21 protein-coding genes and 2 tRNA genes are annotated in these 26,386 nt (G+C 53.9%); 16 read left to right on the top strand and 7 right to left on the bottom strand.

Going from position 1 to position 26,386, the window contains the following annotated elements; all coding sequences use genetic code 11:
• The first annotated feature begins 11 nt into the window (after positions 1–11).
• Positions 12–575: a ribosome biogenesis factor YjgA gene (gene yjgA / locus FNL37_RS03730; RefSeq protein ID WP_159355180.1), complete on the top strand. Its 564-nt coding sequence runs from the start codon at positions 12–14 to the stop codon at positions 573–575.
• Between the two features lie 76 nt (positions 576–651).
• Here yjgA and FNL37_RS03725 read toward each other — a convergent pair whose 3' ends face one another.
• A complete protein-coding gene (locus FNL37_RS03725; protein ID WP_159355179.1) occupies positions 652–2,637 on the bottom strand; it encodes a site-specific recombinase in 1,986 nt (661 codons plus the stop codon).
• A 118-nt stretch (positions 2,638–2,755) separates the two neighbouring features.
• Positions 2,756–3,532 carry a PDZ domain-containing protein gene (locus FNL37_RS03720; RefSeq protein WP_159355178.1) on the bottom strand — a complete coding sequence of 259 codons (777 nt, stop codon included), beginning with the start codon at positions 3,530–3,532 and terminating at the stop codon, positions 2,756–2,758.
• 98 nt (positions 3,533–3,630) lie between these two features.
• Between FNL37_RS03720 and mog the strand changes: the two genes are divergently transcribed.
• From mog to FNL37_RS03695, 5 genes are all read left to right on the top strand, one after another.
• Positions 3,631–4,221 carry a molybdopterin adenylyltransferase gene (gene mog / locus FNL37_RS03715; RefSeq protein WP_159355177.1) on the top strand — a complete coding sequence of 197 codons (591 nt, stop codon included), beginning with the start codon at positions 3,631–3,633 and terminating at the stop codon, positions 4,219–4,221.
• Between the two features lie 11 nt (positions 4,222–4,232).
• Complete coding sequence (gene thiL, locus FNL37_RS03710) at positions 4,233–5,189, top strand: thiamine-phosphate kinase (RefSeq protein WP_159355176.1); 957 nt, start codon at positions 4,233–4,235, stop codon at positions 5,187–5,189.
• Between the two features lie 133 nt (positions 5,190–5,322).
• A complete protein-coding gene (locus FNL37_RS03705) occupies positions 5,323–6,417 on the top strand; it encodes a hypothetical protein (RefSeq protein ID WP_159355175.1) in 1,095 nt (364 codons plus the stop codon).
• A 68-nt stretch (positions 6,418–6,485) separates the two neighbouring features.
• Positions 6,486–7,004, top strand: coding sequence for a phosphatidylglycerophosphatase A family protein (locus FNL37_RS03700; protein WP_159355174.1), 519 nt, complete (start codon positions 6,486–6,488; stop codon positions 7,002–7,004).
• Complete coding sequence (locus tag FNL37_RS03695; RefSeq protein ID WP_015830755.1) at positions 6,977–7,477, top strand: CinA family protein; 501 nt, start codon at positions 6,977–6,979, stop codon at positions 7,475–7,477. Before FNL37_RS03700 ends, FNL37_RS03695 begins: the two co-directional genes overlap by 28 nt.
• A gap of 83 nt (positions 7,478–7,560) precedes the next feature.
• On the opposite strand, the gene FNL37_RS03690 is transcribed toward FNL37_RS03695, so the two are convergent.
• Positions 7,561–7,860, bottom strand: coding sequence for a hypothetical protein (locus FNL37_RS03690; RefSeq protein ID WP_244948192.1), 300 nt, complete (start codon positions 7,858–7,860; stop codon positions 7,561–7,563).
• A 282-nt stretch (positions 7,861–8,142) separates the two neighbouring features.
• Between FNL37_RS03690 and recA the strand changes: the two genes are divergently transcribed.
• From recA to FNL37_RS03660, 6 genes are all read left to right on the top strand, one after another.
• Positions 8,143–9,177, top strand: coding sequence for a recombinase RecA (gene recA, locus FNL37_RS03685; protein ID WP_013442912.1), 1,035 nt, complete (start codon positions 8,143–8,145; stop codon positions 9,175–9,177).
• On the top strand, positions 9,158–9,754 hold the full coding sequence (locus FNL37_RS03680) for a regulatory protein RecX (protein ID WP_159355172.1): 597 nt from the start codon (positions 9,158–9,160) through the stop codon (positions 9,752–9,754). The genes recA and FNL37_RS03680 overlap by 20 nt, the downstream gene beginning before the upstream one ends.
• 30 nt (positions 9,755–9,784) lie before the next feature.
• Positions 9,785–12,409, top strand: a complete 2,625-nt coding sequence (gene alaS / locus FNL37_RS03675) for an alanine--tRNA ligase (protein WP_159355171.1) — start codon at positions 9,785–9,787, stop codon at positions 12,407–12,409.
• 78 nt (positions 12,410–12,487) lie between these two features.
• The gene (locus tag FNL37_RS03670; RefSeq protein WP_013442915.1) at positions 12,488–13,711 is read left to right on the top strand and encodes an aspartate kinase; all 1,224 of its coding nucleotides are present in this window, start codon (positions 12,488–12,490) and stop codon (positions 13,709–13,711) included.
• Positions 13,712–13,773: 62 nt separating this feature from the next.
• Positions 13,774–13,867 (top strand) — tRNA-Ser (locus tag FNL37_RS03665).
• Positions 13,868–13,936: 69 nt separating this feature from the next.
• Positions 13,937–14,013 (top strand) — tRNA-Arg (locus tag FNL37_RS03660).
• A 148-nt stretch (positions 14,014–14,161) separates the two neighbouring features.
• Here FNL37_RS03660 and FNL37_RS03655 read toward each other — a convergent pair.
• The gene (locus FNL37_RS03655) at positions 14,162–14,398 is read right to left on the bottom strand and encodes a hypothetical protein (RefSeq protein WP_159355170.1); all 237 of its coding nucleotides are present in this window, start codon (positions 14,396–14,398) and stop codon (positions 14,162–14,164) included.
• Between the two features lie 1,356 nt (positions 14,399–15,754).
• On the opposite strand from FNL37_RS03655, the gene FNL37_RS03650 reads away from it, so the two are divergent.
• On the top strand, positions 15,755–16,510 hold the full coding sequence (locus FNL37_RS03650) for a hypothetical protein (RefSeq protein WP_159355169.1): 756 nt from the start codon (positions 15,755–15,757) through the stop codon (positions 16,508–16,510).
• 45 nt (positions 16,511–16,555) lie between these two features.
• On the opposite strand, the gene FNL37_RS03645 is transcribed toward FNL37_RS03650, so the two are convergent.
• Positions 16,556–17,317 (bottom strand): hypothetical protein, encoded by a 762-nt coding sequence (locus FNL37_RS03645; RefSeq protein ID WP_159355168.1) that lies wholly within the window; start codon positions 17,315–17,317, stop codon positions 16,556–16,558.
• Positions 17,318–17,727: 410 nt separating this feature from the next.
• On the opposite strand from FNL37_RS03645, the gene FNL37_RS03640 reads away from it, so the two are divergent.
• From FNL37_RS03640 to FNL37_RS03630, 3 genes are all read left to right on the top strand, one after another.
• Complete coding sequence (locus FNL37_RS03640; RefSeq protein WP_159355167.1) at positions 17,728–20,127, top strand: catalase; 2,400 nt, start codon at positions 17,728–17,730, stop codon at positions 20,125–20,127.
• Positions 20,128–20,611: 484 nt separating this feature from the next.
• Complete coding sequence (locus FNL37_RS03635; RefSeq protein ID WP_159355166.1) at positions 20,612–22,021, top strand: hypothetical protein; 1,410 nt, start codon at positions 20,612–20,614, stop codon at positions 22,019–22,021.
• Positions 22,022–22,157: 136 nt separating this feature from the next.
• A complete protein-coding gene (locus FNL37_RS03630) occupies positions 22,158–24,710 on the top strand; it encodes a methyl-accepting chemotaxis protein (RefSeq protein WP_159355165.1) in 2,553 nt (850 codons plus the stop codon).
• Between the two features lie 65 nt (positions 24,711–24,775).
• Here the strand turns inward: FNL37_RS03630 and FNL37_RS03625 are convergent, their stop codons facing one another.
• Positions 24,776–25,990 carry a malic enzyme-like NAD(P)-binding protein gene (locus FNL37_RS03625; protein WP_015830768.1) on the bottom strand — a complete coding sequence of 405 codons (1,215 nt, stop codon included), beginning with the start codon at positions 25,988–25,990 and terminating at the stop codon, positions 24,776–24,778.
• 59 nt (positions 25,991–26,049) lie between these two features.
• A complete protein-coding gene (locus FNL37_RS03620; protein ID WP_015830769.1) occupies positions 26,050–26,385 on the bottom strand; it encodes a DUF3240 family protein in 336 nt (111 codons plus the stop codon).
• Position 26,386: the final 1 nt, after the last annotated feature.

The raw sequence follows: 26,386 nt of genomic DNA, 5'->3' as shown, positions 1-26,386 counted from the left end.
CATACCCCAGCATGAAACCTAATGAGACAAACAACGCCGCCGAGGCGGATATCGAAGACAGCCCGCTCAGCAAGACCAAGCGCAAAGCGGCCATGGATGCACTGCAGGATCTGGGCGTGACGCTGGTCAGCCTGCCCAAGGAAAGACTGGCCAAGCTGGACCTGCCAGAAGCGCTGAATGATGCGATACGGGAAGCCAAGCGCATTACCGCCAATGGCGCGATCCGTCGCCAGATGCAATACATCGGCCGCCTGATGCGCAATGTGGATACCGCCCCCATCATCGACCAGTTGCAACGCTGGGAGGGCAAGCACAACGCCGAAACTGCCTATTTTCACCAGTTGGAGCGCTGGCGCACTCGCCTGATCGAAGAAGAAGCCGCGCTGCAAGACTTCATGTCGCATTTCCCGGCAGTCGATATCCAGCAATTGCGCACACTGATACGCAATGCCCGCCGTGAAGCCGCGGCTAACAAACCGCCGAAAAGCAGTCGCGAACTGTTCAAACTGCTGCGTGAAGTCACCGCGCCCGGCGCAGCGCCTGAGGAAGAACCCGAAGACGAAGCGGAAGAGTGACGAGCCAGCATACCCAGGCTCCACATCGCCGCATAAAAAAAGCCCGCTTGAACCAGCGGGCTTTTTTTACATGGCATTAATGCCCATGACCAGATTCCGTCTCCGGCTCACTCCTTGGCGGTGGCAGGAAAAACTTGCCGGGCTCATTGTTCAAGCGCTTGAGCAAGGTGACCAGAAAGCGGCGCCATTGCACAAAGCTCACCTTACGCGACTTCATCGCCACATACAGCGCCAGACTGAAACTCACCAGCAGATTGACCGTGCCGATCAGCAACACGCTCACGGCGGCAATGACAGCCAGTTGCCAGGTAATATTGAAATCGAGGGCGGTAAACGAGAAGCCGACAAACGCGGATGAAAAGGCAATATGCCGAATATCAATCGGCAGGCCCAGCAAGACGCCCAGACCTGACATGCCGCCCAACAGGCAACCGAAGTAAAAGTTACCCGCCAGCGCCCCCAGGTTGTTTTCCACATACTTCGCCACACGCTCCAGTCGTGCAGGCCCCAGCAACACCCGCAACCAGCCGAGGGCTTTCAGGCGTTGCGGGATCTTGTTATAGATGGCGAGATTGTCGTGATAGCCCGCAATCAGCCCAGAGAGGAACAGGCAAACCCCGGCGATACCGGCGTAAATCAGCGCGCCGCTGTGCCACGGGTGAATATCCGCCAGCAACTTGTGCGCTTTTTCCGGGGGAATAAAATGACTGCCGGTGAGGGTATAGATCGCCCAGCCAATCAGCATCGCCACCGGCACGGCGAGTGACACATTGCCGATAATGGCAATGGTCTGGCTGCGTATGGTTTGCGCGATGATATTGACCAGATTATCCATCTCCCGGCTCTTGCCATCACTGGCATCAATACTGGCGGCAATGGCGGCGGCGGTCATTGCGGGCTGCTTGGTCGCCACCGTAAAGTGCAGGATATGAATGATGACAAAGCCCAGCCCGTAATTGAGGCTGAACAGGATGGCCTCGGTCAGCGGGGCATAATGTTTGCCCGCGGTGAAGATCTTCAGCATCGCCATGAACGCGATGATAATGCCCGCCCCCATGGCCGAGCGCATCAGGCCATAGTATTCACGGCGATTGTTGGTGATGTAATGCTCGCCGGTGCGGCTGGCATTTTCGGTCACGCGCAGGGCCAGCAGCTCCATGTTCTCGCGCCAGTGCTTGCGCACATCATTTTTGTGGCACTCGGCGGAGACCAGCTCTTTCAACAGATGCACAAACTCAAGATTCGCGCTCTCCCCGGCGCGCTGGCTGGCAATAATGCGTAACAGGCGCTCCAGGCGGCGTATCTGCTGCGTCATGCGTTGCAGCAGAAAGGTCAGGTGAATGCTGGTCCCGGTTTGCGAGCTATTGCGGCGTATCTTGCCGATCACTTCACCACACTGATCCAGCATGACCAGAATATGCCGTATGTCGTTTTTGTCATCCTCGGGCGCCTCAAGAAAATTGCCCAGCTCCACATTCTGGATAATGAAGGGCGAAGCATGGTTTTCCAGCTCAGGATGACTGCGTATCAGCTCAGGCTCCAGGCCAGAGGCTGACAGGCGATAGGAAAGCACCTGCACGGCATCCAGCAGGCCACGTTTGCAGGCTTCCAGCAGGCGCGTATCCGCCTCGTCAAACCGCATGGCTTCCAACAGTTGCAGCCAGACCTCGTCGGGCACGGCAATGACCCACAGCTCATCCTGCCGGCGCCGGAAAATCTGCCCGAAAACATCTTTCACATATTGCGGGTCTACGGCTTCGGGCAATAATTTATGGCCCACGCGCCGGAACATTTCAGTAAAGAATCCGCTGCTGGGCTGAATGCCCGCATCCACATACAGCGAGACCGGGCGACGGCCGCCCAGCAAGCCCAGCACGGCTTCATGCAAGGCCTGGGCAAGCTCGGGTTCGCGATTCAGCACATGACATAGCGCCTGGATGGCATGCGCAGCATGGTCGCGGTGGTCGCCACGTGCCGGGCGTATCTGATCCACCAGATCGGCCAGCAGACGCACAGGCTCGCTTTTGTGTTGCAGGTAGTCGTGGAGGATTTTATCCATCATGGCTTATTGCTTTTGTTATGGGGTTAGCTGGATTGTAAGCATGCACGAACGTGCCTGCCAATGGGAATAAAAAGCGAAACAGGTCCGGCACACAGCGGATGTGCCGGACGGCAAAACACTACTGCGGACGCTGATTCAGGGTGATCATGGCTTTGCCCGGGCTGCCGCTACGGCGGAAATCCACCTCGACGGTTTTACCGGCATACTGTCTGGCGGCGCGCGTCAGGGACTCGGGCTTGTCGAGGTTGACTTCCCCCAGACGGGTCAGCACATCACCATCCACTAGCCCAGCCTTGTCGGCAGGCGACTGCTTCACCACGGCCACCACAGGCAAACCAGGCTGATCTGGCGCCACCGGGCCATTCACATGCACACCGATTAATGGCGGGGCCAGTTTCACCCAGTACGAGGCAAAGTAATGATAGCGCTGCTTAGCCTCATCCACGGGTGCAGGAGCATCGCCTGCCGCTTTCGGTTCTGCCGCTGCTGCTTTTTGGGCCGCAGCCTGCTGGCGCAATTGCTGCAACTTCATGCTGGCAGGCGTGCTGCCAGTCAGCTGGGTATAAACCAGCACCAGATCCGCCTTCACCTGCTTAGCCTGCTGGGTCGCAAGCTCTGGCGCCACGTCACCGGATTCAAAACTGGAATAGCCCAGCATGTCATAGCCCTGCTCCAGCATGCGCTTGTAATCGTCCTCTTTTTTATCGCCCAGATAGAGCTTGGGGCCATTTGGATCTGGAGCCAGCAGCGTCGCGGGCTGCGGATGGCTGACATAGGTCTCGGTATAGGGATTGCCATTGCTGGCACGGGTATTATCCACCGGCACCGGTTGCGGCTTCTGGCTGGCACAGCCCACCAGCGCAAGGGCTAGTAACAGGCTCGTGATGTAATGCATGGTGACTCTCCTCGGAGGTTCAGCCGAAAGCACATGTCGGCTGATGTTATGATAATGGCATTCTTGATTTTGTTATTACGATTGCGTAGACAACCACTATGTCAGAACAATTCCTTACTGTCGGCTTAGTTTCCGTGAGTGATCGCGCCTCCGCTGGCGTGTATGAAGACAAAGGCATCCCCAGTCTCAAGGCATGGCTGGACAATGTACTCATCACCCCCTGGCAGACGGTGGCACGCGTGATTCCTGATGAGCAAGCCGAGATTGAAGCAACCCTGCGCGATCTGGTCGACCATGAAGGCTGCGATCTGGTGCTCACCACCGGCGGTACTGGCCCAGCGCTGCGCGATGTGACGCCTGAAGCCACCCTGGCTGTCGCCGACAAGGAAATGCCAGGCTTCGGCGAACAGATGCGGCAAATCAGCCTGCATTTTGTGCCCACCGCCATTCTTTCGCGCCAGGTAGCGGTTATCCGCAAGCAGAGCCTGATCATCAACCTGCCCGGCCAGCCCAAAGCCATACAGGAAACCCTGGAAGGCCTGAAAGACGCCGATGGAAAGACCGTGGTGCCCGGCATTTTTGCCGCCGTGCCTTATTGCCTGGACCTGATCGGTGCACCGTATATCGAAACCAAAGAAAGCATCGTCAAGGCGTTTCGCCCCAAATCCGCCATCAAACCGCAAGCCTGAACACCCGCTGCATGACACCTGAATTCGACCTGATCGCCCGCTACTTTACGCGCCCACAGTTGCACACCGAGCTGGGCATAGGCGACGATGCCGCCCTGATCGCCGTGCCTCCAGGCCATCAACTCGCCATATCTGCCGACATGCTGGTCGCGGGCACGCATTTCTTTGCAGATGCCGCCCCTTACGGCATAGGCTGGAAATCGCTGGCCGTCAATATCTCGGACATGGCCGCCATGGGGGCGGAAGCCCGCTGGGCCACGCTGGCTATCGCCCTGCCAGAGATCAAGGAGGCCTGGCTGGCAGAATTCAGTCGCGGCTTTTTTGATTGCGCAGACCGTTTTGGCGTATCGCTGATCGGCGGTGATACCACCCGCGGCCCGCTCACCATCAGCGTACAAATCATGGGTATCGTGCCGCAGCAGCAGGCCCTTACCCGTAGCGGCGCCAAGCCAGGCGATGACATCTGGGTCTCAGGCTCACTCGGCACTGCCGCATTGGCGCTCGCCGCCATGCAAGGTCACTACCCGCTGACAGCCGATGCGCTGGCCGAATGCAGCATGGCGCTGCATCAGCCACAGCCTCGCGCAGCACTCGGGTTGGCATTGCGCCAGCTAGCCCACAGCGCCATTGATATTTCCGATGGTTTGCTGGCCGATCTCGGCCATATTCTGCAAGCATCGCGGCTGGGGGCGGATATCCGGTTTGCCGATATTCCCCTCTCACCCATCACTCGCCAGCATATTGCAGACAACGCGGTGCAATCCTTTGTGCTCGGCGGCGGTGACGATTATGAATTATGCTTTACCGCGCCATCCGCCAAGCGTGAACAGATTGCCACACTAGGCAGGCAGCTGGGCTTAAGCCTGGGCGTGATTGGCCAGACGAGAATTCAGGCAGGTGTGGATGTTTACGATGCAGATAACACGCGTCTGGAGATCAAAAAAACAGGGTTTGATCATTTCGAATGACTCCATTGACATAACAAATCAATACCTTACGTTTGATATATTCTTTTAGAGCAAGATTAGTGCATTAGGGCTATACCCGTAAACTTCAGACAGGCATACGATCAGTTTCTTGCGTTATCCGGGGAGACTTATCATGAAAGTGATTTCTGGAATTGCACTAGGCCTTATTGGACTGCTGGCGTCCGTCAGCAATCTGCAGGCTGCACCAAGTTACAACCTCACCTCGATTTACAACCCCTCCTTAAGCAATCCCTATGGCACCCCGTATATCAATGACTTGGGGGAAATTGCCGTCAGCAATGGCGTTCGCAGTGCGTCAGGCAATTGGAGCTACCTTAACCCCCTAGGCTCATTTGACTCCGGGGATGGATATGCCTATGTCACTGGCATTAATAATCTCGGGCAAACCGTAGGCTCATCGACGACCACGGGCATGTATATGGGTGCGGTGGTCTGGAATGGCACCACCCCCACTGGCATTGACGATGGCGCAGCTCGGGGAAGCACCCTGACGGACATCAACAACCATGGACACTGGGTCGGGTATGGAGAAAACCACGAGTTTGCCTACCCCTTGGCAGAAGGCATCACATTAGGGTCTGCCACCTATTATGGAAGAGCAACACTGCACGGTCTTAACGATATGGGGGTTGCGGTTGGCCAAGCCATTACGCATGAACAGATCCCCGCGACCCAGGCAATATCGTGGTCTGCTTCTGGCATGCAACTCTTGGACAATCGGGTTATTACGGATGTCGATAACAATATTGTGGCGTATTGGCAGAGTATAGCCAATGACATCAATAACGCCGGACAGGTCATCGGCCAGGCGGAATACGAAGCCGGTCTGCATGCCACCTTATGGGAAAACGGCAGCATGCTGGATCTTGGCACACTGGGAGCATCCGACTATAGCAATGCCTATAAAATCAATGAGGCGGGAATCGCGGTAGGCGACTCCAATGACCGGGCGGTCTCTTTTCATGCCGGTCAGGTGCTGGACCTTAACCTGCTGGTAGACCCGGCCATTCTGGCGAGTGGCTGGATACTCAGCAAAGCGACAGACATCAATGAGCTGGGGTGGATAGTCGGGATCATGAACAACACGCTTACAGGGCAATCCGAATTGTTTCTGCTCAAACCCATCAGCGCGGTACCTGAGCTCAGTACATGGCTGATGATGCTGATTGGGGCAATAGTGGCTTTGCGAAGACGCCCTATGGCATAAGGCCGCCCATGTCATATTGCTGAGCAGGGTTGGCAGCACCTGAGATGAATGCGCTATGATGACCAATCATGCACCTCATTCAGGAACAAAGATTGATCCACTGGCCAGACCGTCATTTTCTGCTGCGACACCCAGCGCACTTCCTGGCGCTGGGTTTTGGCAGCGGCCTGCCTCGCAAGGCGCCGGGCACCTGGGGTACGCTGGTTGGCATCCCCTGTTTTATCGGCCTGATGCAACTGGCCGAGCCCCTGCACTACCTCGTTCTCGCTGGCATGTTTCTGCTCGGCATCTATATCTGCGGCATTGCGGGCAAGGCACTTGGCGCCTCTGATCACGGCAGCATTGTGTGGGATGAGATTGCGGCCTTCATGCTGGTGCTGGAATTCACGCCGCTCAGCTGGCAGGCATGGCTCGCCGCGTTCCTGCTGTTTCGTCTGTTCGATATCTGGAAACCCTTCCCCATCAACCTGAGCGATCGGCATATCAAGGGCGGCCTGGGAGTCATGCTGGATGACTTGCTGGCAGCAGGGTATGCCATTGCCTTTTTGCAAGGCGGCTTATGGATAAAACTGAATTACTGGAGCTGACACGCAGCCTGGGCAACACCCTGCAGCAACAAGGCTTGCTGCTGTCGCTGGCGGAGTCCTGTACAGGCGGCATGGCCGCCAGTCTGATTACCGAAATCCCAGGCAGCTCAACCTGGTTTGAGAGCGCGCATATCACTTACAGCAACGCGGCAAAAATCAGCATGCTGGGGGTTAATCCGGCGACTCTGGAAACTTATGGCGCAGTAAGCGAACAGACGGCAATTGAAATGGCCCACGGGGCGTTACATCGTGGGCGCGCCCACATAGCAGCGGCGATTACCGGCATTGCCGGTCCGGGCGGCGGCACGCAGGCCAAGCCGGTGGGCATGGTGTGCTTTGCCTGGGCCACACCGGGTAATATTGTCAGCACTACCCGTCATTTCAGTGGCAATCGCCAGCAAATCCGGGCACAAGCCGTGCAAGCTGTTTTCGAAGGTCTGCTACAGCTGCTCAAGCAACCCATGCAAGCTTAAAAGCAGCTGAGGATCAGGCATAAAAAAAAGCGACTGCTTTTCAGGCAATCGCTTTTTTACCTTATGGGCGAAGACCGCCCTTTTTAGCGCCAGCCACCATGCCGACCACGGTCATGATGGTGGTAGCGGCCACCGTCATATTCCCGGTAGTAAATCCGAGGCTCATATGGCCGGTAGTACACAGGAGGTGGTGCGCCAAAATACACGACTGGCGGCGCACGATAAATCACTGGAGGGGGTGCGTAATAAGCCCCGGGCGGCGGACCGTAATAACCTGGCCCACCAATGTTGAGGCCAATACTGAAAGAATCGTGGGCGTGGGCAGCACCCATGCTAGCCAGTGTCAGCATCAGCCCCAGCAGCAAGCGTTTGAATAATCTCATGTTCATCTCCTCATCACTTCCATGGTGTGGAAGTCATGCTTAAAACGTGTTTGCCCCGAATTCTGTTTACAGCTTTAAAACGCAATACTTTAATTTTTTTATACCTACCGTTGTGTACCTATGACCGCAATCTGCGCATGAGGTTCGCTGGCAGTGACGCATGTCATTTATCTTGAGCCAGAAGAGCGGAAAGGCGATAGCAATGCGCGTCTTTGCTTACCTTAAGTACTGAATTATGAAATAATTACAGGCTTTATCAGGCACACCAACAAAGGCAGATTCATGGACGAAAACAAAAGCAAAGCGCTCGCCGCGGCCCTCTCGCAAATCGAGAAGCAATTCGGCAAAGGTTCTATCATGCGCATGGGCGATACGGATGTCGCAGCCGACATTCAGGCCGTATCGACCGGCTCGCTCGGCCTCGACATCGCGCTGGGCATTGGCGGCTTGCCTCGCGGCCGCATCATTGAAATCTACGGTCCGGAATCTTCCGGCAAAACCACACTGACACTGTCTGTCATCGCTCAAATGCAAAAAATGGGCGGCACCGCAGCCTTTATCGATGCCGAACATGCACTCGACCCACAATATGCCCAAAAGCTCGGCGTTAACGTTTCCGACCTCCTGATCTCGCAACCGGATACCGGCGAGCAAGCTCTGGAAATCGCCGACATGCTGGTACGCTCAGGCTCGGTGGATATCGTGGTGGTGGACTCGGTGGCTGCACTGACACCCAAAGCCGAAATCGAAGGCGAAATGGGCGACTCCCACATGGGTCTGCAAGCCCGCCTGATGTCGCAAGCGCTGCGCAAGCTGACTGCCAACATCAAGCGCACCAATACCCTGGTGATTTTCATCAACCAGATCCGCATGAAGATCGGCGTGATGTTCGGCAACCCCGAAACCACCACCGGTGGTAACGCCCTGAAGTTTTACGCATCGGTTCGCCTGGATATCCGCCGCACCGGCGCGATCAAGAAGGGTGACGAAGTCATTGGCTCCGAAACCCGCGTCAAAGTGGTCAAGAACAAAGTTGCGCCGCCATTCAAGCAGGCTGAGTTCGATATTCTGTACGGCGAAGGCATTTCGCGCGAAGGCGAAATCATCGAGATGGGCGTTAACCTGAAACTGGTTGAAAAATCCGGTGCCTGGTACAGCTACAAGGGTGAAAAGATTGGTCAGGGCAAGGATAATGCCCGCGAATACCTGCGCGAGCATGCTGACATTGCCAATGAAATTGACGCCAAAATCCGCGCCAATTCCAATCTGGCCGGTGCCGCCATGACCGTCGCCCCGGATGACGACGGCGAAGAGTAAAGCCATAAGCGCGCTGCGTGAGCGTGCCCTGGCCTTGCTGGCCAGGCGCGAACATACAGCGCTGGAACTGAAGCGCAAGCTGATGCGCAAACCGCAGCAGCCTGGCAGTAGACGTTTCCCCCGGCAAGATGCTGAAGATTTTTCGGCGGACGCCGATGTAGTAGCGCAGGCCGATGCCCCTGAGCAGCCCGCAATACCAGACGATGAGCTGGAAGAGCACGTGGATCAGCTGCTGCAGGACTTCAAACAGCGTGGCTGGTTATCCGAGCAACGCTTTACCGAGCAGGTGGTACACGCGCGCCAGCAGAAGTTTGGCAGCATGCGCATTGCGCATGAGCTCAAGCAAAAAGGCGTGGATGACACGCTGATTGCCGAAGCCATGCAGCAGGTAAAGCAGGATGAATTCAGCCATGCGCTGCAGATTTATCGCAAGAAATTTGCGCAGCCGCCAGCCAGCCGCGAAGAATGGGCGAAGCAGGCGAGGTTCATGCAGAGCCGCGGTTTCAGCATGGACATGATCAAGCGGGTGATCAACGCGGGTAATCAGGTCGAAACAACAGACAGTGAAGACAGGTAGCGCAGTGCGCTGCCAAGCATAAGGCACAACATGAAGAGCAAAGAAATACGTCAGCAGTTTTTGGACTTTTTCGCGTCCAAGGGGCATCAGGTCGTGGCATCCAGTTCGCTGGTGCCGCATGGCGACCCTACCCTGCTGTTTACCAATGCGGGCATGAACCAGTTCAAGGATGTGTTCCTGGGTTTTGACAAGCGTCCCTATACCCGCGCAGCCAGCAGCCAGAAGTGCGTACGCGCAGGCGGCAAGCACAATGACCTGGAAAACGTTGGCTACACCGCCCGCCACCATACCTTCTTTGAAATGCTGGGCAACTTCAGCTTTGGCGATTACTTCAAGCGCGATGCCATTGCCTATGCCTGGGAGCTGTTGACCGAAGTCTACAAGCTGCCCAAGGAAAAACTGCTGGTCACGGTCTACGCCGAAGACGACGAAGCCTATGACATCTGGACCAAGGAAATGGGCGTGCCTGCCGACAAGGTGATCCGCATTGGCGATAACAAAGGCGCGCGCTATGCCTCCGACAACTTCTGGATGATGGGCGACACCGGCCCCTGCGGCCCCTGTACCGAGATTTTCTATGATCACGGCGCGCACATCTGGGGCGGCCCTCCAGGCAGCCCGGAGGAAGACGGCGACCGCTTCATCGAAATCTGGAACAACGTGTTCATGCAGTTCAACCGCGATGAGCAAGGCGTAATGCATCCCTTGCCCAAGCCATCGGTGGACACCGGCATGGGTCTGGAGCGTATCTCCGCCGTGCTGCAAGGCGTGCATGCCAATTACGAGATTGATCTCTTCCAGGCACTGATCAAGGCCGCCGCCCGCGAAACCAAAACAACCGACCTGGAAAGCCCATCGCTCAAGGTATTAGCCGACCATATCCGCGCCTGCAGCTTCCTGATTGCCGATGGCGTGATTCCCGGCAATGAAGGTCGAGGCTATGTGCTGCGCCGCATCATCCGCCGCGCCATTCGCCACGGCTACAAGCTGGGCGTGCGGGCTGCCTTCTTCTACAAGCTGGTGCCCGACCTCGTGATCGAAATGGGCGAAGCCTATCCCGAGCTGGTGAGCAACCAGACTCGCGTGATGGATACCCTGAAGCAGGAAGAAGACCGCTTCTTTGAAACCATCGAAAACGGCATGGCGATTCTGGAAACCGAACTGGCCGACATCGCCGCCAAGGGTGGCAAGACCTTCAATGGCGAAACCGCCTTCAAGCTGCACGACACCTATGGCTTCCCGCTGGACCTGACCGCCGACGTCTGTCGCGAGCGCGACGTTACCGTTGATGCCGCCGCCTTTGACGCCGCCATGGCGCGCCAGAAAGATCAGGCGCGTGCCGCTGGCAAGTTCAAGATGTCCGCCAACCTGGAATACGACGGTGCCGCCACCCAGTTCCATGGCTACGAAAAGCTGGAAAGCGATGCACTGGTGCTGGCGCTGTACAAAGACGGCGCGGCCGTTGACAGCCTGAGCGAAGGCGAAGTTGGCGTGGTCGTGCTGGACAACACACCGTTCTACGCGGAATCCGGCGGCCAGGTGGGCGATAGCGGAGAACTGCGCGCCAGCGACGGCATCTTTAGCGTGGAAGATACCCAGAAAGTACAAGCCAGCGTGTTCGGCCACCATGGCGTGGTCACCACCGGCAAACTGAGCAAGGGCGATAGCCTGAAAGCTCGCGTCAACACCCGCGCCCGCGCTGCCACCATGCGTAACCACTCCGCCACCCACCTCATGCACAAAGCGCTGCGTGAAGTGTTGGGCGGCCACGTGCAGCAAAAAGGCTCGCTAGTGGATAGCGAAAAAACCCGCTTCGACTTCGTGCACACCGCGCCTTTAACCGATGACGAAATCCGTCAGGTCGAAGCACTGGTCAATGCTGAAATTCTGGCCAATGAAGCCACCCAGGCCCGCGTGATGGGCATTGAGGATGCGCAGAAAACCGGCGCCATGATGCTGTTCGGCGAAAAGTACGGCGATGAAGTGCGCGTGCTGGATATCGGCAGCTCGCGCGAGCTGTGCGGCGGCACCCATGTCAGCCGCACCGGCGATATCGGCCTGTTCAAGATCACCGGCGAAAGCGGCGTGGCCGCAGGCGTGCGTCGCGTGGAAGCCACCACGGGCGAAAATGCGCTCAAGCTCATGCAGCAGCAGCAAGCCTTGCTGGGTCAGATCGCCGCAGAGCTGAAAGCCCCGGCCAGCGAAGTCCCGGCCAAACTGGGCCAGCTGATGGATAACGTCAAAACGCTGGAAAAAGAACTCGCCCGTCTCAAATCCAAGCTCGCCTCTTCGCAAGGGGATGATCTGGTGAATCAGGCGGTGGATCTCGGCGGCATCAAGGTGCTAGCAGCCACGCTGGAAGGCGCAGACGCCAACACCTTGCGCGAGACGATGGACAAGCTGAAAGACAAGCTGAAATCGGCTGCCATCGTGCTGGCAAGCGCCAACGACGGCAAGGTCAGCCTGGCAGCGGGCGTAACGCCTGACTTGATCGCCAAACTAAAAGCGGGCGAACTGGTCAACTTCGTCGCCGGGCAAGTGGGCGGCAAAGGCGGCGGCAAACCCGACATGGCAATGGCAGGCGGCACCGACGCCAGCCAATTGCCACAAGCACTCAGCAGCGTTGAAGGCTGGGTAAAAGCAAAGTTGAATTAAGCTCCCGCATCGACAAGGCTTCACGCCCTGTCGGTAAAGGCGCGCATCTGCAGTTTAATTAATTAGGCTACAAGACACATGGCACTTATCGTACAAAAATACGGCGGCACTTCAGTCGCCAACCCAGAGCGGATCAAGAACCTGGCGAGCCGCGTGGCCCGCTACAAAGCGCTTGGTCATCAGGTCGTGGTCGTGGTTTCGGCCATGTCTGGCGAAACCAATCGCCTGATTGCCCTGGCCAAGGAAATCATGCCCACACCAGACCCACGCGAGCTGGATGTGATGGTCTCCACCGGCGAGCAAGTCACCATCGGCCTCACCGCCATGGCGCTGATGGACCTGGGCCTCAAGGCCAAGAGCTACACCGGCAGCCAGGTGCGCATTGTGACCGACAGCGCCTTTACCAAAGCGCGCATCCTGAATATCGATGAATCTCGCATCCGCGCCGACCTGAATGCAGGTTATGTCGTGGTCGTTGCTGGCTTCCAGGGCGTGGACGAGCAAGGCAACATCACCACCCTGGGCCGTGGCGGCTCAGACACCACTGGCGTGGCGATTGCCGCTGCGCTCAAGGCCGATGAATGCCAGATCTACACCGATGTAGACGGCGTCTACACCACCGACCCGCGCGTGGTGCCCGAGGCCCGCCGGCTCAAATCCATCACCTTTGAAGAAATGCTGGAACTCGCCAGCCAGGGCTCCAAGGTATTGCAGATTCGCTCGGTCGAGTTTGCAGGCAAATACAAGGTCAAGTTACGCGTGCTGTCCAGCTTTGAAGAAGAAGGCGACGGCACCCTGATTACGTTTGAGGAAAATGACAACATGGAACAACCTATCATCTCCGGCATCGCCTTCAACCGCGACGAAGCCAAAGTGACCGTGCTCGGCGTGCCCGACCGCCCAGGCATCGCCTACCAGATCCTCGGCCCCATCGCCGATGCCAATATCGACATCGACATGATCATCCAGAACGTCAGCGCCGATGGCACCACCGACTTCACCTTCACCGTTCATAAAAACGAGCTGAGCAAGGCCCTGGACATCCTGCGCGGCGTACAAGCGCACATCAACGCCCGCGAAATCGTGGGTGACGACAAAATTGCCAAGGTATCGGTAGTTGGTGTTGGCATGCGTTCGCACGTCGGCATCGCCAGCCAGATGTTCCGCACCCTGGCCGAAGAAGGAATCAATATCCAGATGATTTCCACCAGCGAAATCAAAATCGCCGTCGTCATTGACGAAAAATACATGGAGCTCGCCGTCCGCGTTCTGCACAAAGCATTTGATCTGGAAGAAGCTTAAAAAGATAAGCGCCACGAGCGTTGATTTTTGGGGCGTAATCAAGTATTGTTACGCCCTCGTGCGGAGAGCTGGCCGAGTGGTCGAAGGCACTTCCCTGCTAAGGAAGCATACGGGCTTAAACCTGTATCGAGGGTTCGAATCCCTCGCTCTCCGCCAAAGTTTCAAAGGCACATCATCAAGTTTTACTGGAATAAAATCCTGCTTCTTGTATAATGCACGCCTCACGCGCCCGTAGCTCAGCTGGATAGAGTACTTGGCTACGAACCAAGGGGTCAGGAGTTCGAATCTCTTCGGGCGCACCAAACAAACAAAAGGCTAGCTTATGCTAGCCTTTTGTCATTTCTGGCACTGCTGTTGCCTTGCGATGCGTTAACTTATCAGGCAACGTTTAAACACCCGACTTTTCATCTGACTTTTCCCGGTAGGTTTCAGACAGATCAATGCGCCTGGCTATTCCTTAGCTAAGTAATAGTCCGCCACTTTTTCCTCACAAATTTCCAAATTTGCAGAGGCCAAATCCAGGGATTGGTTCGGTGTCACGGTGTAATCATGGTAATGAAAGCTATCGGTTGCGTGGACATAGACCAGTTTCCCAACGATATTTTCATAAGAATAAGCGTCATAAATCTCATCTGCTATTTCTGAGTTTCTGACAAATTCCAAATGCTCTCTTGGATTGGATTCCATGGGTTCTCCTGAATTGGTTTAAATCGATTTCTAGAATTGTAGATCTGAGTAGGTTAATTATCTTTGCTAACTAAATCAAAACGCATCCAGCACAATATGATCATTCGTCCAATCTAACACCATTTGCGAGCGTCTGCTATTGACCGATAGCATATCCAAAGGGGCAGGAGTTCGAATCACTTCGGCGGCACCAATATAAAAAGCCACCTTCGGGTGGCTTTTTACTTTTGCATAATTTAAACGTCAGTCCCCTTCCCTATGCACAACACAGTACGACAAATACCTATTAAGCCAGATGCTCGGCTGAGAAATGTGCAGCTGCACTATCTCAGGCTAAGCCCAGCCGTCTAGCCGTCGCAATACATTCAATGGCGCTCCTTCCTGGGCGTGCCAACTTGCCCATGTATGACGAAAATCGTGTCACTAAAATCTGGGACATTTCAGCTGCTGTTTGTTGCACCCCGCCAGGTTTTAGTTAATTTCATGCGTTACATGACTACTACAATGTGGAAACATTCATGTTGAGCGTTTACCCTTCGCTCTCTTCAGGGTTGCCACAGCCTGATCCGACAAAGGGACGCAGATAGCTTATTCTCAACTTTCGCTTAATCAGGATGTATGCATGCAACGCGCCGTTGATCGTGCACGCATGGTAGCTATAAAAGGCATTAGCACTCTATTGATGACTACCGACCTGCAGAGGAAGCACTTCCCCTATTAAAAGCTTATTGCTGCACTTTCCATTTGAAGGTAGCTTGAAAATCCTCAAAGCAACTTTCGCATATCCAGTAATACGAATCGGCAGTCGAATACCCTGAATGCAGAGTTTCAGGTGTTGACTCAGTGAACATGGCCCCACAAAACTCACAATGGTCATGATCCCAGTTATCTTTATGCTTTCTGTACTGGTGTTTGAACAGACTTAAACCCAACAAGTATGTATCTTGACCTTGCATTCGCCAATCAGTCATTTCTGTCATTTAGCCACCTTAGTCAGCCTAAATAGAGGCTAAGCCATTTTCCATTTAAATAGTTATAACCCAAGTGCGGACCAATAGGCTCGGTTTGATTTAAATCCGGACTGCAACTCACCAGTACAGTGATTGTAACAGTTGCCATTGTCATTCAAGTGACGCCAAAATCTGAATATAGTGTGAATTGAGAATTTGTTTTTTGGATGATAAGCATTCATAATGTTTACACGTTCATGCGTAAGCTAACGATCGAAAGTGGAGATAACATATTTTTTTATGCCGCTATCCAACCAAACTACTTTATGAGTAGGCTATAATTTTCTAGAAGAGTATCAATAATAAAGAGTATCTAATTTGCAACAAATTAAACCATAGGGGATATATGAAATTATTTCTAGTAAGTACTACCACTCTATCACTCTTGTCTTCCCTGGCACTAACAGGATGCGCAAGCGACCCAGTTGCCATTTCAAAAATTTTACAAGACAAGAAGGCGTATTTTAATCAGAATTTCAGCAAGCAATCCATTTCGGAATCAGTATTAAAACAAATTCCAAAAGAGGATTATGCGACTTTAAATAAAGATACTAGATTTGATTTCGAAACCAAGCTCACCAATGGCGATAAAATCGTTAATAAAAAACAAACGATGAACTACTCCAGCATTGGTAATGGATTATTCCAACTTGAATCAGAGTATTCATCCAATGACATCACGACAGGCTTTAATTTCCTCCTCAATTACAGAGGTTTATTCAACCTTAAGTGGGTATCTGCATCTACCTCAAAAGGTTATTCAGACATGCCTTATGAGATAAAAAGTGTTGACAGATGGGACAAGCTTGGACTAAACCCGGGAGAAGAATCCATTATTAATTTCAAATGGGGAAATGTTGTTCAGTTGGTGAACTATCATGACGGACAAAATAAGTGCACATTGAGTAAATTAACGAAGGCAAACGAATTATACCCAAAACTATCAGGACAGATTAGGGAGTTTGAATGTCAATTGATAAAAGATGGAGCAATTTTCTCACGTTCCAAATATGCATATATTGCAGACTGGGGAGTTGCCATTCCACTCGAGATAGTTTATGCAGACTACAAAATAGAATATAAACTTGTCGATATTCATTAGCGTGGTAAAAAAGGCACCAGATAAAAGAATCTGGTGCCTTCGGAGCTATATCCCCGATACATCAACTACTGTTAATGTTTCTTTGAGACTTGAGGTAATAGTATCTACAGGTACAGCAAGTCCTAAATCCTGAATGAATACTTTGTGGCTTTTTAACGCAACGAGCCCATTAATTGAATAGATGCACTCAAGATTGAATGCATTTCCAGAAAATTTTGGATGTAAGTTTTTTGCGTTGAATTTTTCGCCAACTTCGCAAATGGTTTTATTACTATCATAATTAGCGATTTGCATTACCCTTCCCGATTTGAAAATGGCGGTATATTTCTTCCCAGTATCAAATCTACTCCATGTTGTTATTTCTTTTATTTCCATGGGCATACGTGTATTTAATTCCCCAGGTAATGCATCCAGCCATTTGATCTCTTCCAAACCTTCGTAAGAAATAGAAAATCTGTAGAAATTTGGTATCTCATTTGAAGAATACTCTTCCATAATTTGCACAAGGCCATTTCCAAGAATCGAATATTTATTTATTAATTTTCGATCCAAAGCTTTGCCACTAACACCCTCTACATGAGATTTAAAATATATCTCAATATCTTTTTTTTGTTTTTCGGTTCTATCTAGAGGCAGTTTTTTGAAAACACTCTCAGATATCGAGGTTGGAGCATAATTTTTATTTATGAATGAATTTCGATCGCTCAAAGCCTCTGAAATAGGAACTGGATCCCCTGCGCATCCAGTTAAGATTAACACACTACCAATAAGTAGAATTGAAGAACTCTTTTGATTGAATTTTTCCATTTTTTATCACTTTTTATATGTTTGTATACAAGTAGTAAATTTCATTTTTGCAAAAAATGTAATATTAAATTAAAGATTACCAACATTCCTTCTTCAGCCTAAGGTGACATTCCCTTCTTAGTCCCTCTGACTTCCCATAACTCCTGAACTGCTAGCTTGAGCAATGGAGTTAGGTAACGAGGGATAATATACGAAAGTTGTAAACTTTAATTACACATGTAGTTAAAAAAGCAAATTCATTTTTTTAAATGCATTCAAAAGTAACGTTCCCCCATAAAGTAGTTTTCTGCCCCCCATCACCAAATCCTCCTACACCCCTTTAAGGACTTTACCGATGAAAGGGCATGGTAGTTCCGCCTATGCTCGGGGTCTCTTGCGGCAACGCATTCCCAACTTCATAAGGAACTGTCATGGCGTCTCAACGTAAGGCTAAGAATTCTATTGGTACGGGGGCAGCGCAGGGCACGGTGTCGGGCCCTTCCACGCATACTCCGCCGGATACTCCCAAGGCGGCCGGGCCGGCCAAGCTGGTGGAAAAAGTCGCGGGTACCGATCAGCTGTCGGCTTCGATTCCGCACAACCCATCCAAGGCCGAGGAGTATGGCGAGGCGGCGCGTTGCCCTTACACCGGGGCATTCAGTTTGCCGGATTCACCTGCGGCTACCAGTAGCACGGTGAATGAAACGGTAGCATCGCCCAAGACTGGCGAGGGCAAAGCGCCTGCCGGTGAAAACCGCATGAAGGGCGATCTGGACCGAGTGCGTGTAGATTCCGCCGGGCAGATGCTGACCACCAATCAGGGTGTGAATGTCGCCAGCAATCAGGATTCGCTGAAGATCGGTCTGCGCGGACCGACGGCGATGGAAGACTTTATCCTGCGTGAGAAGCTCACGCATTTTGACCATGAGCGCATCCCCGAGCGCGTGGTGCATGCGCGTGGCTCCGCTGCCCATGGTTATTTTGAGAATTACAAACCGCTCACCGACCTCACCAAGGCCGCGCCGTTTAACGAAGCAGGCAAGCAAACGCCGGTGTTTGTGCGCTTCTCCACCGTGGCCGGCGAGCGTGGCTCCATGGATACCGCGCGCGATGTGCGCGGCTTTGCCGTCAAGTTTTATACCGACGCAGGCAATTGGGATCTGGTCGGCAACAACATCCCCGTGTTTTTCATCCAGGATGCGATGAAATTCCCCGACCTGGTTCACGCCGTAAAACCCGAGCCGCACTTTGGCATGCCGCAGGCCTCCAGCGCGCACGATACCTATTGGGATTTTGTTTCGCTGATGCCCGAATCCACCCACATGCTGCTGTGGCAGATGTCGGACCGCGCCATCCCGCGCAGCTACCGCATGATGCAGGGCTTTGGCGTGCACACCTTCCGCCTGGTGAATGACAAAAACGAATCTGTGTTCTGCAAGTTTCACTGGACGCCCGTCGCTGGCGTGCACTCGCTGGTGTGGGATGAAGCCGTGAAACTGGGCGGCGCCGACCCCGACTTTCACCGCCGCGATTTGTGGGAAGCCATCGAAGCAGGCGCCTACCCCGAGTGGGAGCTGGGCGTGCAGGTCTTCACCGAAGCCCAGGCCGAGGAATTCAGCTTTGACGTGCTGGACCCGACCAAGCTCATTCCCGAAGAAATGGTGCCCGTCACCCCCATCGGCAAGATGGTGCTAAACCGCAACCCCGACAACTTCTTTGCCGAAACCGAGCAAGTGGCGTTTTGCACCGCCCACATCATCCCCGGCATCGACTTCAGCAACGACCCGCTGCTGCAAGGCCGCATCCACTCTTATCTGGATACGCAGATCAGCCGCCTCGGTGGCGTCAACTTTCACGAGCTGCCCATTAACGCCCCGCTCAAGCCCGTGCACAACAACCAGCGCGATGGCATGCACCGCCAGTCCATCCCGCGTGGCCGTGTCGCCTATGAGCCCAACTCCCTGGCGGGCGGCTGCCCATTCCAGGCTGGCATGCAAGGTTTCACCAGCTTCCCCGAAACCATTACCGAAGACAAAGTGCGCGGCCGCCCAGAGAAATTTGCCGACCACTACTCACAAGCGCGGCTATTCTGGATCAGCCAATCCCCGCCCGAGCAGCAGCACATCATCAACGCCTTCCGCTTTGAGCTCACCCGCGTGCAAACCCAAGCCATACGCGAGCGCGTCGTCTCATTGCTGGTAAATGTGGATGAAGAGCTGGCCGCAGGCGTCGCCGCCGGGCTAGGCATTGCCCTGCCCGAGGCCGCCCCGCTCGCCAGCAGCACAGACTTCCCCGTGCCACCACCCTCCACCGCCCTCTCCGAGCAACACTTCCCCGGCAATGGTATGCTGCTCGGCCGCCGCGTCGCCATACTCGTGGCGGATGGTGTAGATGGTGACAGCGTACAAACGCTTTACGACGCCATTCTCGCCGAAGGCGGCGTGCCCCGCTTGCTCGGCCTGCAGCTAGGCCCGGTAAAAGCAGATAGCGGCGCAGCACTCAATGCCGAAGGAAGCATAGAAACCATGCCCAGCGTATTGTTCGACGCCGTCGCCCTGCCAGATGGCAAGCTCGTCGCCGAAAACCTCGCCGCCAGCGGCCAAACCCTGGAATTCCTGCGCGACCAATACCGCCACTGCAAACCCATGCTCGCCATCGGCGCCAGCCAACAGCTGCTGCAAACCGCCGGCATCCCGGAAACCCTGGTCGATGGCTCGCCAGACCCCACCCTGCTGGCGGTGAATGCTTTGGAAGATGCACTGCAGAACTTTGTGCAGCTAGTGGGCAGCCCGAGAAGCTTTGCGCGGGAGACGGATCCGCCTATGGTTTAGCTAGATTAGTTCGAACCACTTAAGCACCACCACAACGCCAAAGGGCTAGCTTCTGCTAGCCCTTTGGCTTTTGTTAGATTTGATGTTTATCTAACTACCCCTTATCAAGCATCTAGAAAAAAAACGTAATAAGCGTATAGTTTTTCTGTAGAAATTGTCTGAACATAAAGTTGAAGGCTTAATGCGATTGCCTCATTAAAGAGTTATTAAATGGATAAATCATTATTTAAAGATTTGCTAAAGAGTCTGAAGGAAGCCAATTCCATCAAGTCAAAGAAAATAGAGTTTGAAAAAAAATTAAAGCTCACACAAACCAAACAGCAGGGATATAAGAAATAAAATAGGATCCAGAATGAAATAGTTAGCTCGAGGGGATATAACCTTACCATTCCATCTACCAATGCATTAAAACGAAGTTATGAATTTTTTCATATCATCTCAAAATAATATCCAAAAATAACATTCTTTACACAGGGGATATCTTATGGCAACTCATTTTTCTACTGAATTTCCAATCGACAATAGCAAATCAATTTCGCAGGTAATTCAGTTAGCTTGCGATTGGATTTCCGGGAGCCCCCATACTCTTCTAGAGATAGAACCCTTGAATGATATATCAACAGATGTAGAGAAAGAGTTTAATAATAATGGAGAAAAGGCAACTATAATTATTGCTAATGGCCAACAATCATCAATCGCAGGTCTTCGTTATATAAAACAAGAAAAAGGATTAGAGTGGACAACATCAATCGTATGTCGAAAAAATATAGATTCTACTACCCTAAGCATTCAGGTTTCTTGCGAAGCATTACTAACTGCCGTACAGCTACCCCCACCTAAAAAACCAGTTTTTATTGGTCAGGCATTATCTAAACTAGGTGGTGGAATGGATGGCCAAGTTCCAGTAACTAATAGACCATTCACTTTGAGTAAAGGTGATGAGGAAATAGCTGCAGCATTAATAAATGGAAATGCGAACAACAAACTACCAATAATTTATGTAAGTGTTAATTTTGATAATACCGTACCCATAAATCCCGAAGAGCTTGCAAAATATGTTGCAGGAATGGCTCACGTGGTAGTCGAGCCAAGTCGAGAATTTTCACTTAAGCTAAAAACATTAACTTCATCAAAAAATGGATACGGTGGCTCAGTATGTATATATTGGCCTGATAGCAACATAAAAACCTCTCATTTCTTAAATGAAGAAACTCCAAACCCTAGATTACTACAGCTGGAGATTGCAAAAAATATTCGTCTTGCCTTAGCCAATAGGAGATTAATATCAAACTGCTCATGGTCACATCTTATTGAGGAATCATCTAGAAAGAAATTAGAGCAACTTAAATCCATAGGTTCTACAGAAATAAATGAATATATGGAAGCTTTTGACGCTGAAATTAACGCAAAAGACCGGAGAATATCAGAAGCAGAAAATGAAATATCTCGCCTTAATAGCGAGTTAAGAAAACATTCAAACTTCACCACGTCAACATCCTCTGGAATCTTAAAAATAGGAAGTGAAGTTGAATTTTATAGTGAGGAATTTCAGGACATTCTTGCTTGCAATCTAAGAGAAAGGCTAAATTCCTTACGCGAATCATCTCGTGACTACCACGTCATCAAAGATTTAGTTTCATCAAACACACCATCTTCAAAAAGAGATGAAATAAAAAGCAGCATCAAAAGAATATTTAAGTCCTATTCTGGATTAGATGCTCGCACAAGATCCGAGTTAAATGATATTGGATTTACAATAACTGAAGAGGGAAAACATTACAAACTAGTTTACAACAATGATGGTCGCTATACTTTCTCTATAGCAAAAACTCCAAGTGACCATCGTGCTGGGATGAATATCGCAAGCGATTTGAATAATATAATTTTTGGATAAAAACTCAAAGGGTGACATAAAGTGACACCTCCCCAAAGCTGAATACGCTCTTTCACACTTCTGTAACACCCCCTCCACAAACTAGTCTCCTAATCTGACCCCCTCCCCGCCCCTGCGGGGACTTAGGAGCACTATCATGAACATCCCCAAACTCACCGTGAACAAACGCATGCTGATCTTGCTGTTTGCGGCGTATCTCGGCCTGGCGGGCTTTGCGGGCTGGGCGTATGCGTACTTAAGCAAGTTGCAGGCGGGGGCGAGTGTGGTGAATCTGAATGCGGTGCCCAGCCTGGAAAGCCTGGGGCGGGAGAAGGCTTTGTTTGGTGATCTGCGTTTGCAGATTTCGGCGTTTATTCTGAATAACGACACGGCCAAAAAAGCCACGCTGGATAAGGAAATTCAGCAATCCATCACAGAACTCAAAGCGGGGCTGGCAAATTACCACCGCCTGATTGCGGACCCGCAGGATGCGGCGTTGCTGAAAAACGCCGAGCAGGCGATGCAGCGTTATCTGCCGCGCATTGATGAGTCGTTGCAGTTTTCGCGTGATAACTCGTTTTTTGAGGCGCGTGAATCGTATATGGATAACATGGAATACGCTGGCCGCGTGGATGCGGCGCTGAAGGCGCTGTTCAGCTACAAGAGCCAGCTGGCGCAGCAGGCGGTGGCGGCCACGCAGGCGGCGTTTGCGCGCACCATGCTGATAGGCGGCATTGTCACACTGGGCTTGCTGATTGTGCTGAGCCTGATTGGCTACTGGGTGATACGCTCGGTGGAGCGCGAGCTGGGCGGCGAGCCGCATGCGGCGGCGCAGATGGCGCGGCGCATTGCCGATGGCGATTTGTCGGCGCCCATTACCATTGCCGCGCAGGACAAGCAGAGCCTGATGGCCTCGATGCGGGATATGTCGTACACGCTGCAGCGGCTGATACACGATATGCGCGATCTCTCGGACCGCCACGAGGCGGGCGATATGGATGCGCGCATTGATACCACGCCTTACACCGGCGAATACCAGGCGCTGGCGGAGGGGCTGAACCGCATGCTGCTGAATTATGTGCAGCTCATGCAGCAATCCATGGCCTGCGTGCATGCCTTTGCCGAGGGGGATTTTGATGCGCGGCTGCCGGCTTTCCCCGGCAAGCAGGCGATGATCAACACCGGCATTGAGAAGCTGCGGCACAACATTCGCCAGCTGATGGCAGACATGCAGCGCATGGCGCAAGACCACGATGCCGGGCTGATGGATAGCCGGATTCCGGCGGCGAATTACCAGGGCGATTTTCAGCGGGTGGCCGAGGGCGTGAATGCCATGGTGGCGCAGCATCTCACCATTAACCACAAGGTGCTGGCCTGCATACAGGCCTTCAGCCGTGGCAATTTTGATACGCCGCTGGAGCGCTTCCCCGGTCAGCTAGCCTCGATCAACGACAATATTGAAGGCGTGCGCGCCCACCTGAAGGCAGTGATCGACTCGCTCTCGCAGCTGGCCGCGGCGCATGCGCGTGGCGAGATCGACCAGATGCTGAACCCGGAGGCGTTTGAGGGCGACTATGCCCTGATCATGCAGAGCATGAACCGCACGCTGGAAAACCACATCACCATCAACCGCAAAACCCTGGCCTGCATGGCGCAATTCAGCGAGGGGGATTTTGATGCGCCGCTGGAAAACTTCCCCGGCCAGCAGGCGTACATCAACCACACCATGGACACCATACGCCACAAGCTGCAGGCGCTGAACGAAGATGCGCAGATGCTGGCAGCCGCGGCCAAGGCGGGCAACATCATGACGCGGGCCGATGCCAGCCGCCATCAGGGCGATTTCCGCCGCATTATCGAGGGCGTGAACAACACGCTGGAGATACTGGTGCAGCCCATGCTGCAGGTAAAAACCTCGGCCGAGACTATTCACGTAGCCGCGCAGGAGATCGCGCAGGGCAATGCCGATTTGTCTGCCCGCACCGAGTCGCAAGCTTCGGCGCTGGAAGAGACGGCATCCAACATGGACGAACTGGCCGATACCGTGCGGCAGAACGCCGCGCGGGCCCAGGAGGCCAATGGTCTGGTGAAAACCGCCGCCAGCGTCGCCAAGCAAGGCGATATTGTGGTGAACGATGTGGTGGCGACCATGACGGCGATCAACCAGAGCGCGCAGAAGATTGAGGACATCATCGGCGTGATTAATGGCATCGCTTTCCAGACCAATATTCTGGCGCTGAATGCCGCCGTGGAAGCCGCACGCGCGGGCGAGCAGGGCCGTGGCTTTGCTGTGGTGGCGGGCGAAGTACGCTCGCTGGCGCAGCGCTCGGCCTCTGCTGCGACGGAGATACGCCAGCTGATAGAAGACTCGGTGAGCAAGGCCAACCAGGGCAGCGCGCTGGTGGCACAAGCAGGCAGCACCATGCAGGAGGTGATGACCGCCGTGCAGCGCGCCAGTGAATTCATGGACGATATTGCCGCCTCATCGCACGAGCAGAGCCTGGGCATACAGCAGGCGCGCATGGCGGTGAACCAGATGGATGGCGTGACGCAGCAGAATGCGGCACTGGTGGAGCAAGCGGCGGCCGCAGCGGAATCACTGTTGCAGCAATCGGATCAGCTGTTTGCCACGGTGAGCGCTTTCCGCCTCAGCGCACGCAGGCCGGAGCTGCCCATGTTGCGGGCGCCGCTCAAGCTGGTGAATAGCTAGGGTTCAGCGGGCGCGAGACGCCCCGGGTGCCATCACATCCAGCTTCCGTTCAAATATCAGCAGGCTTACGCAACCGCCGCTGCCATCTCGGCGCGGGCGGCCTCGGCTACGGCGCCCGCTACTTTCTCCAGCAATCGCGGGTCAAACGGCTTGGGGATAATGTAATCGCGGCCAAAGTGCAGCTCGCTAATGGCATAGGCATCGAGCACCGCCTGCGGCACCTCTTCACGCGCCAGTGCTGCCAGCGCATGGGCGGCGGCTACCTGCATGCCGGTGGTGATCTGGCGTGCCTTGGCGTCCAGCGCGCCGCGAAACAGATAGGGAAAACACAGCGCGTTATTCACCTGGTTGGGAAAATCAGAACGGCCGGTCGCCATGATCAGATCGTCACGTACGGCCATCGCGGTGGCGGGCAGTATTTCCGGGTCCGGGTTTGCCAGGGCAAATACCACGGGGCTGGGCGCCATCAGCTTGAGCAGGTCTGGCGGCAGCGCATTGGCAGCTGATACACCGATAAACACATCGGCACCCGGCATTACATCAGCCAGCGTGCGGGCGGAAGTCTGGCGCAACAGGTCGCGGCCATAGTCGCTGATGTCATCACGGCCGGAGTGCAGCACCCCGGCAATATCCACCAGCACAATATCCTGCGCGCCCATGGCCTTGAGCAGCCGGGCGGTTGCCATGCCAGCAGCGCCCGCGCCGAGAAACACGATGCGGGCCGTGGGGAGCGTTTTGCCTTGCAGCTCCAGGGCATTCAGCAGCGCCCCGGCAATAATCGCCGCCGTGCCGTGCTGGTCATCATGAAACACAGGGATATCGAGCCTGGCCCGCAGCTCGCGCTCTATGCGAAAGCAATGCGGGGCGGCGATATCTTCCAGATTGATGCCGCCAAAGGTGGGGGCAATATTGACCACGGTCTCGATAAAGCTTTCGATGCTGGGTGCGGTGACTTCAATATCAAACACATCAATATTGGCAAAGCGCTTAAACAGCACGGCCTTGCCCTCCATCACCGGCTTGCCCGCCAGTGCACCGACATTGCCCAGGCCGAGCACGGCGGTGCCATCGGTAATCACCGCCACCAGGTTGCCTTTATTAGTATAGCGGTACGCGGCGGCGGGATCCTGATAGATGGCCTTGACCGGCTCGGCGACGCCGGGCGTATACGCCAGCGCCAGATCAGCGGCGGTGGCGCAGGGCTTGCTCGACTCTACCGAGAGTTTGCCCGGCGTGGGTAATGCGTGGTAATCCAGGGCGCGCTGTTTCATATCCGGCATAAGCTTTTCTCCACGGCATTGATAAGACACCTTAGCCTGTAAGCATCAACCCTGCCAGCTTAATCGCGCTGCGTAGCAGGCGTGTATTGCCCGGCCAGCAACAGCGGCAACACGCGGTATTCCACGGGGAAAGACAGCGCGCCCTGCCCCAGCCCGGCGGCCAGTGCCTGCAGATCGGCAGCCTCGGCCTGCACGCTAAAGAGGCAGCGCCGCGTGGTGCCCAGCACTTGCTCGCGCAGGGAAAGCCCACCTTCGGGCTGACCATGCAGGCTGATCATCTGGCTGCTGAAGCGCACGCCGGGGAGCGTCTGGATCAGGTAATCCACCATCTGCTCTTCGTGCTCGGGCTGTACGCTTACTTGCAGCACAGCCATGGTTGTCGTCGACTCTTGCATT

This window comes from Methylovorus glucosotrophus (assembly GCF_009858335.1).
Lineage (GTDB): Bacteria > Pseudomonadota > Gammaproteobacteria > Burkholderiales > Methylophilaceae > Methylovorus > Methylovorus glucosotrophus.
This window is presented reverse-complemented; position numbering and strand designations above follow the sequence as displayed.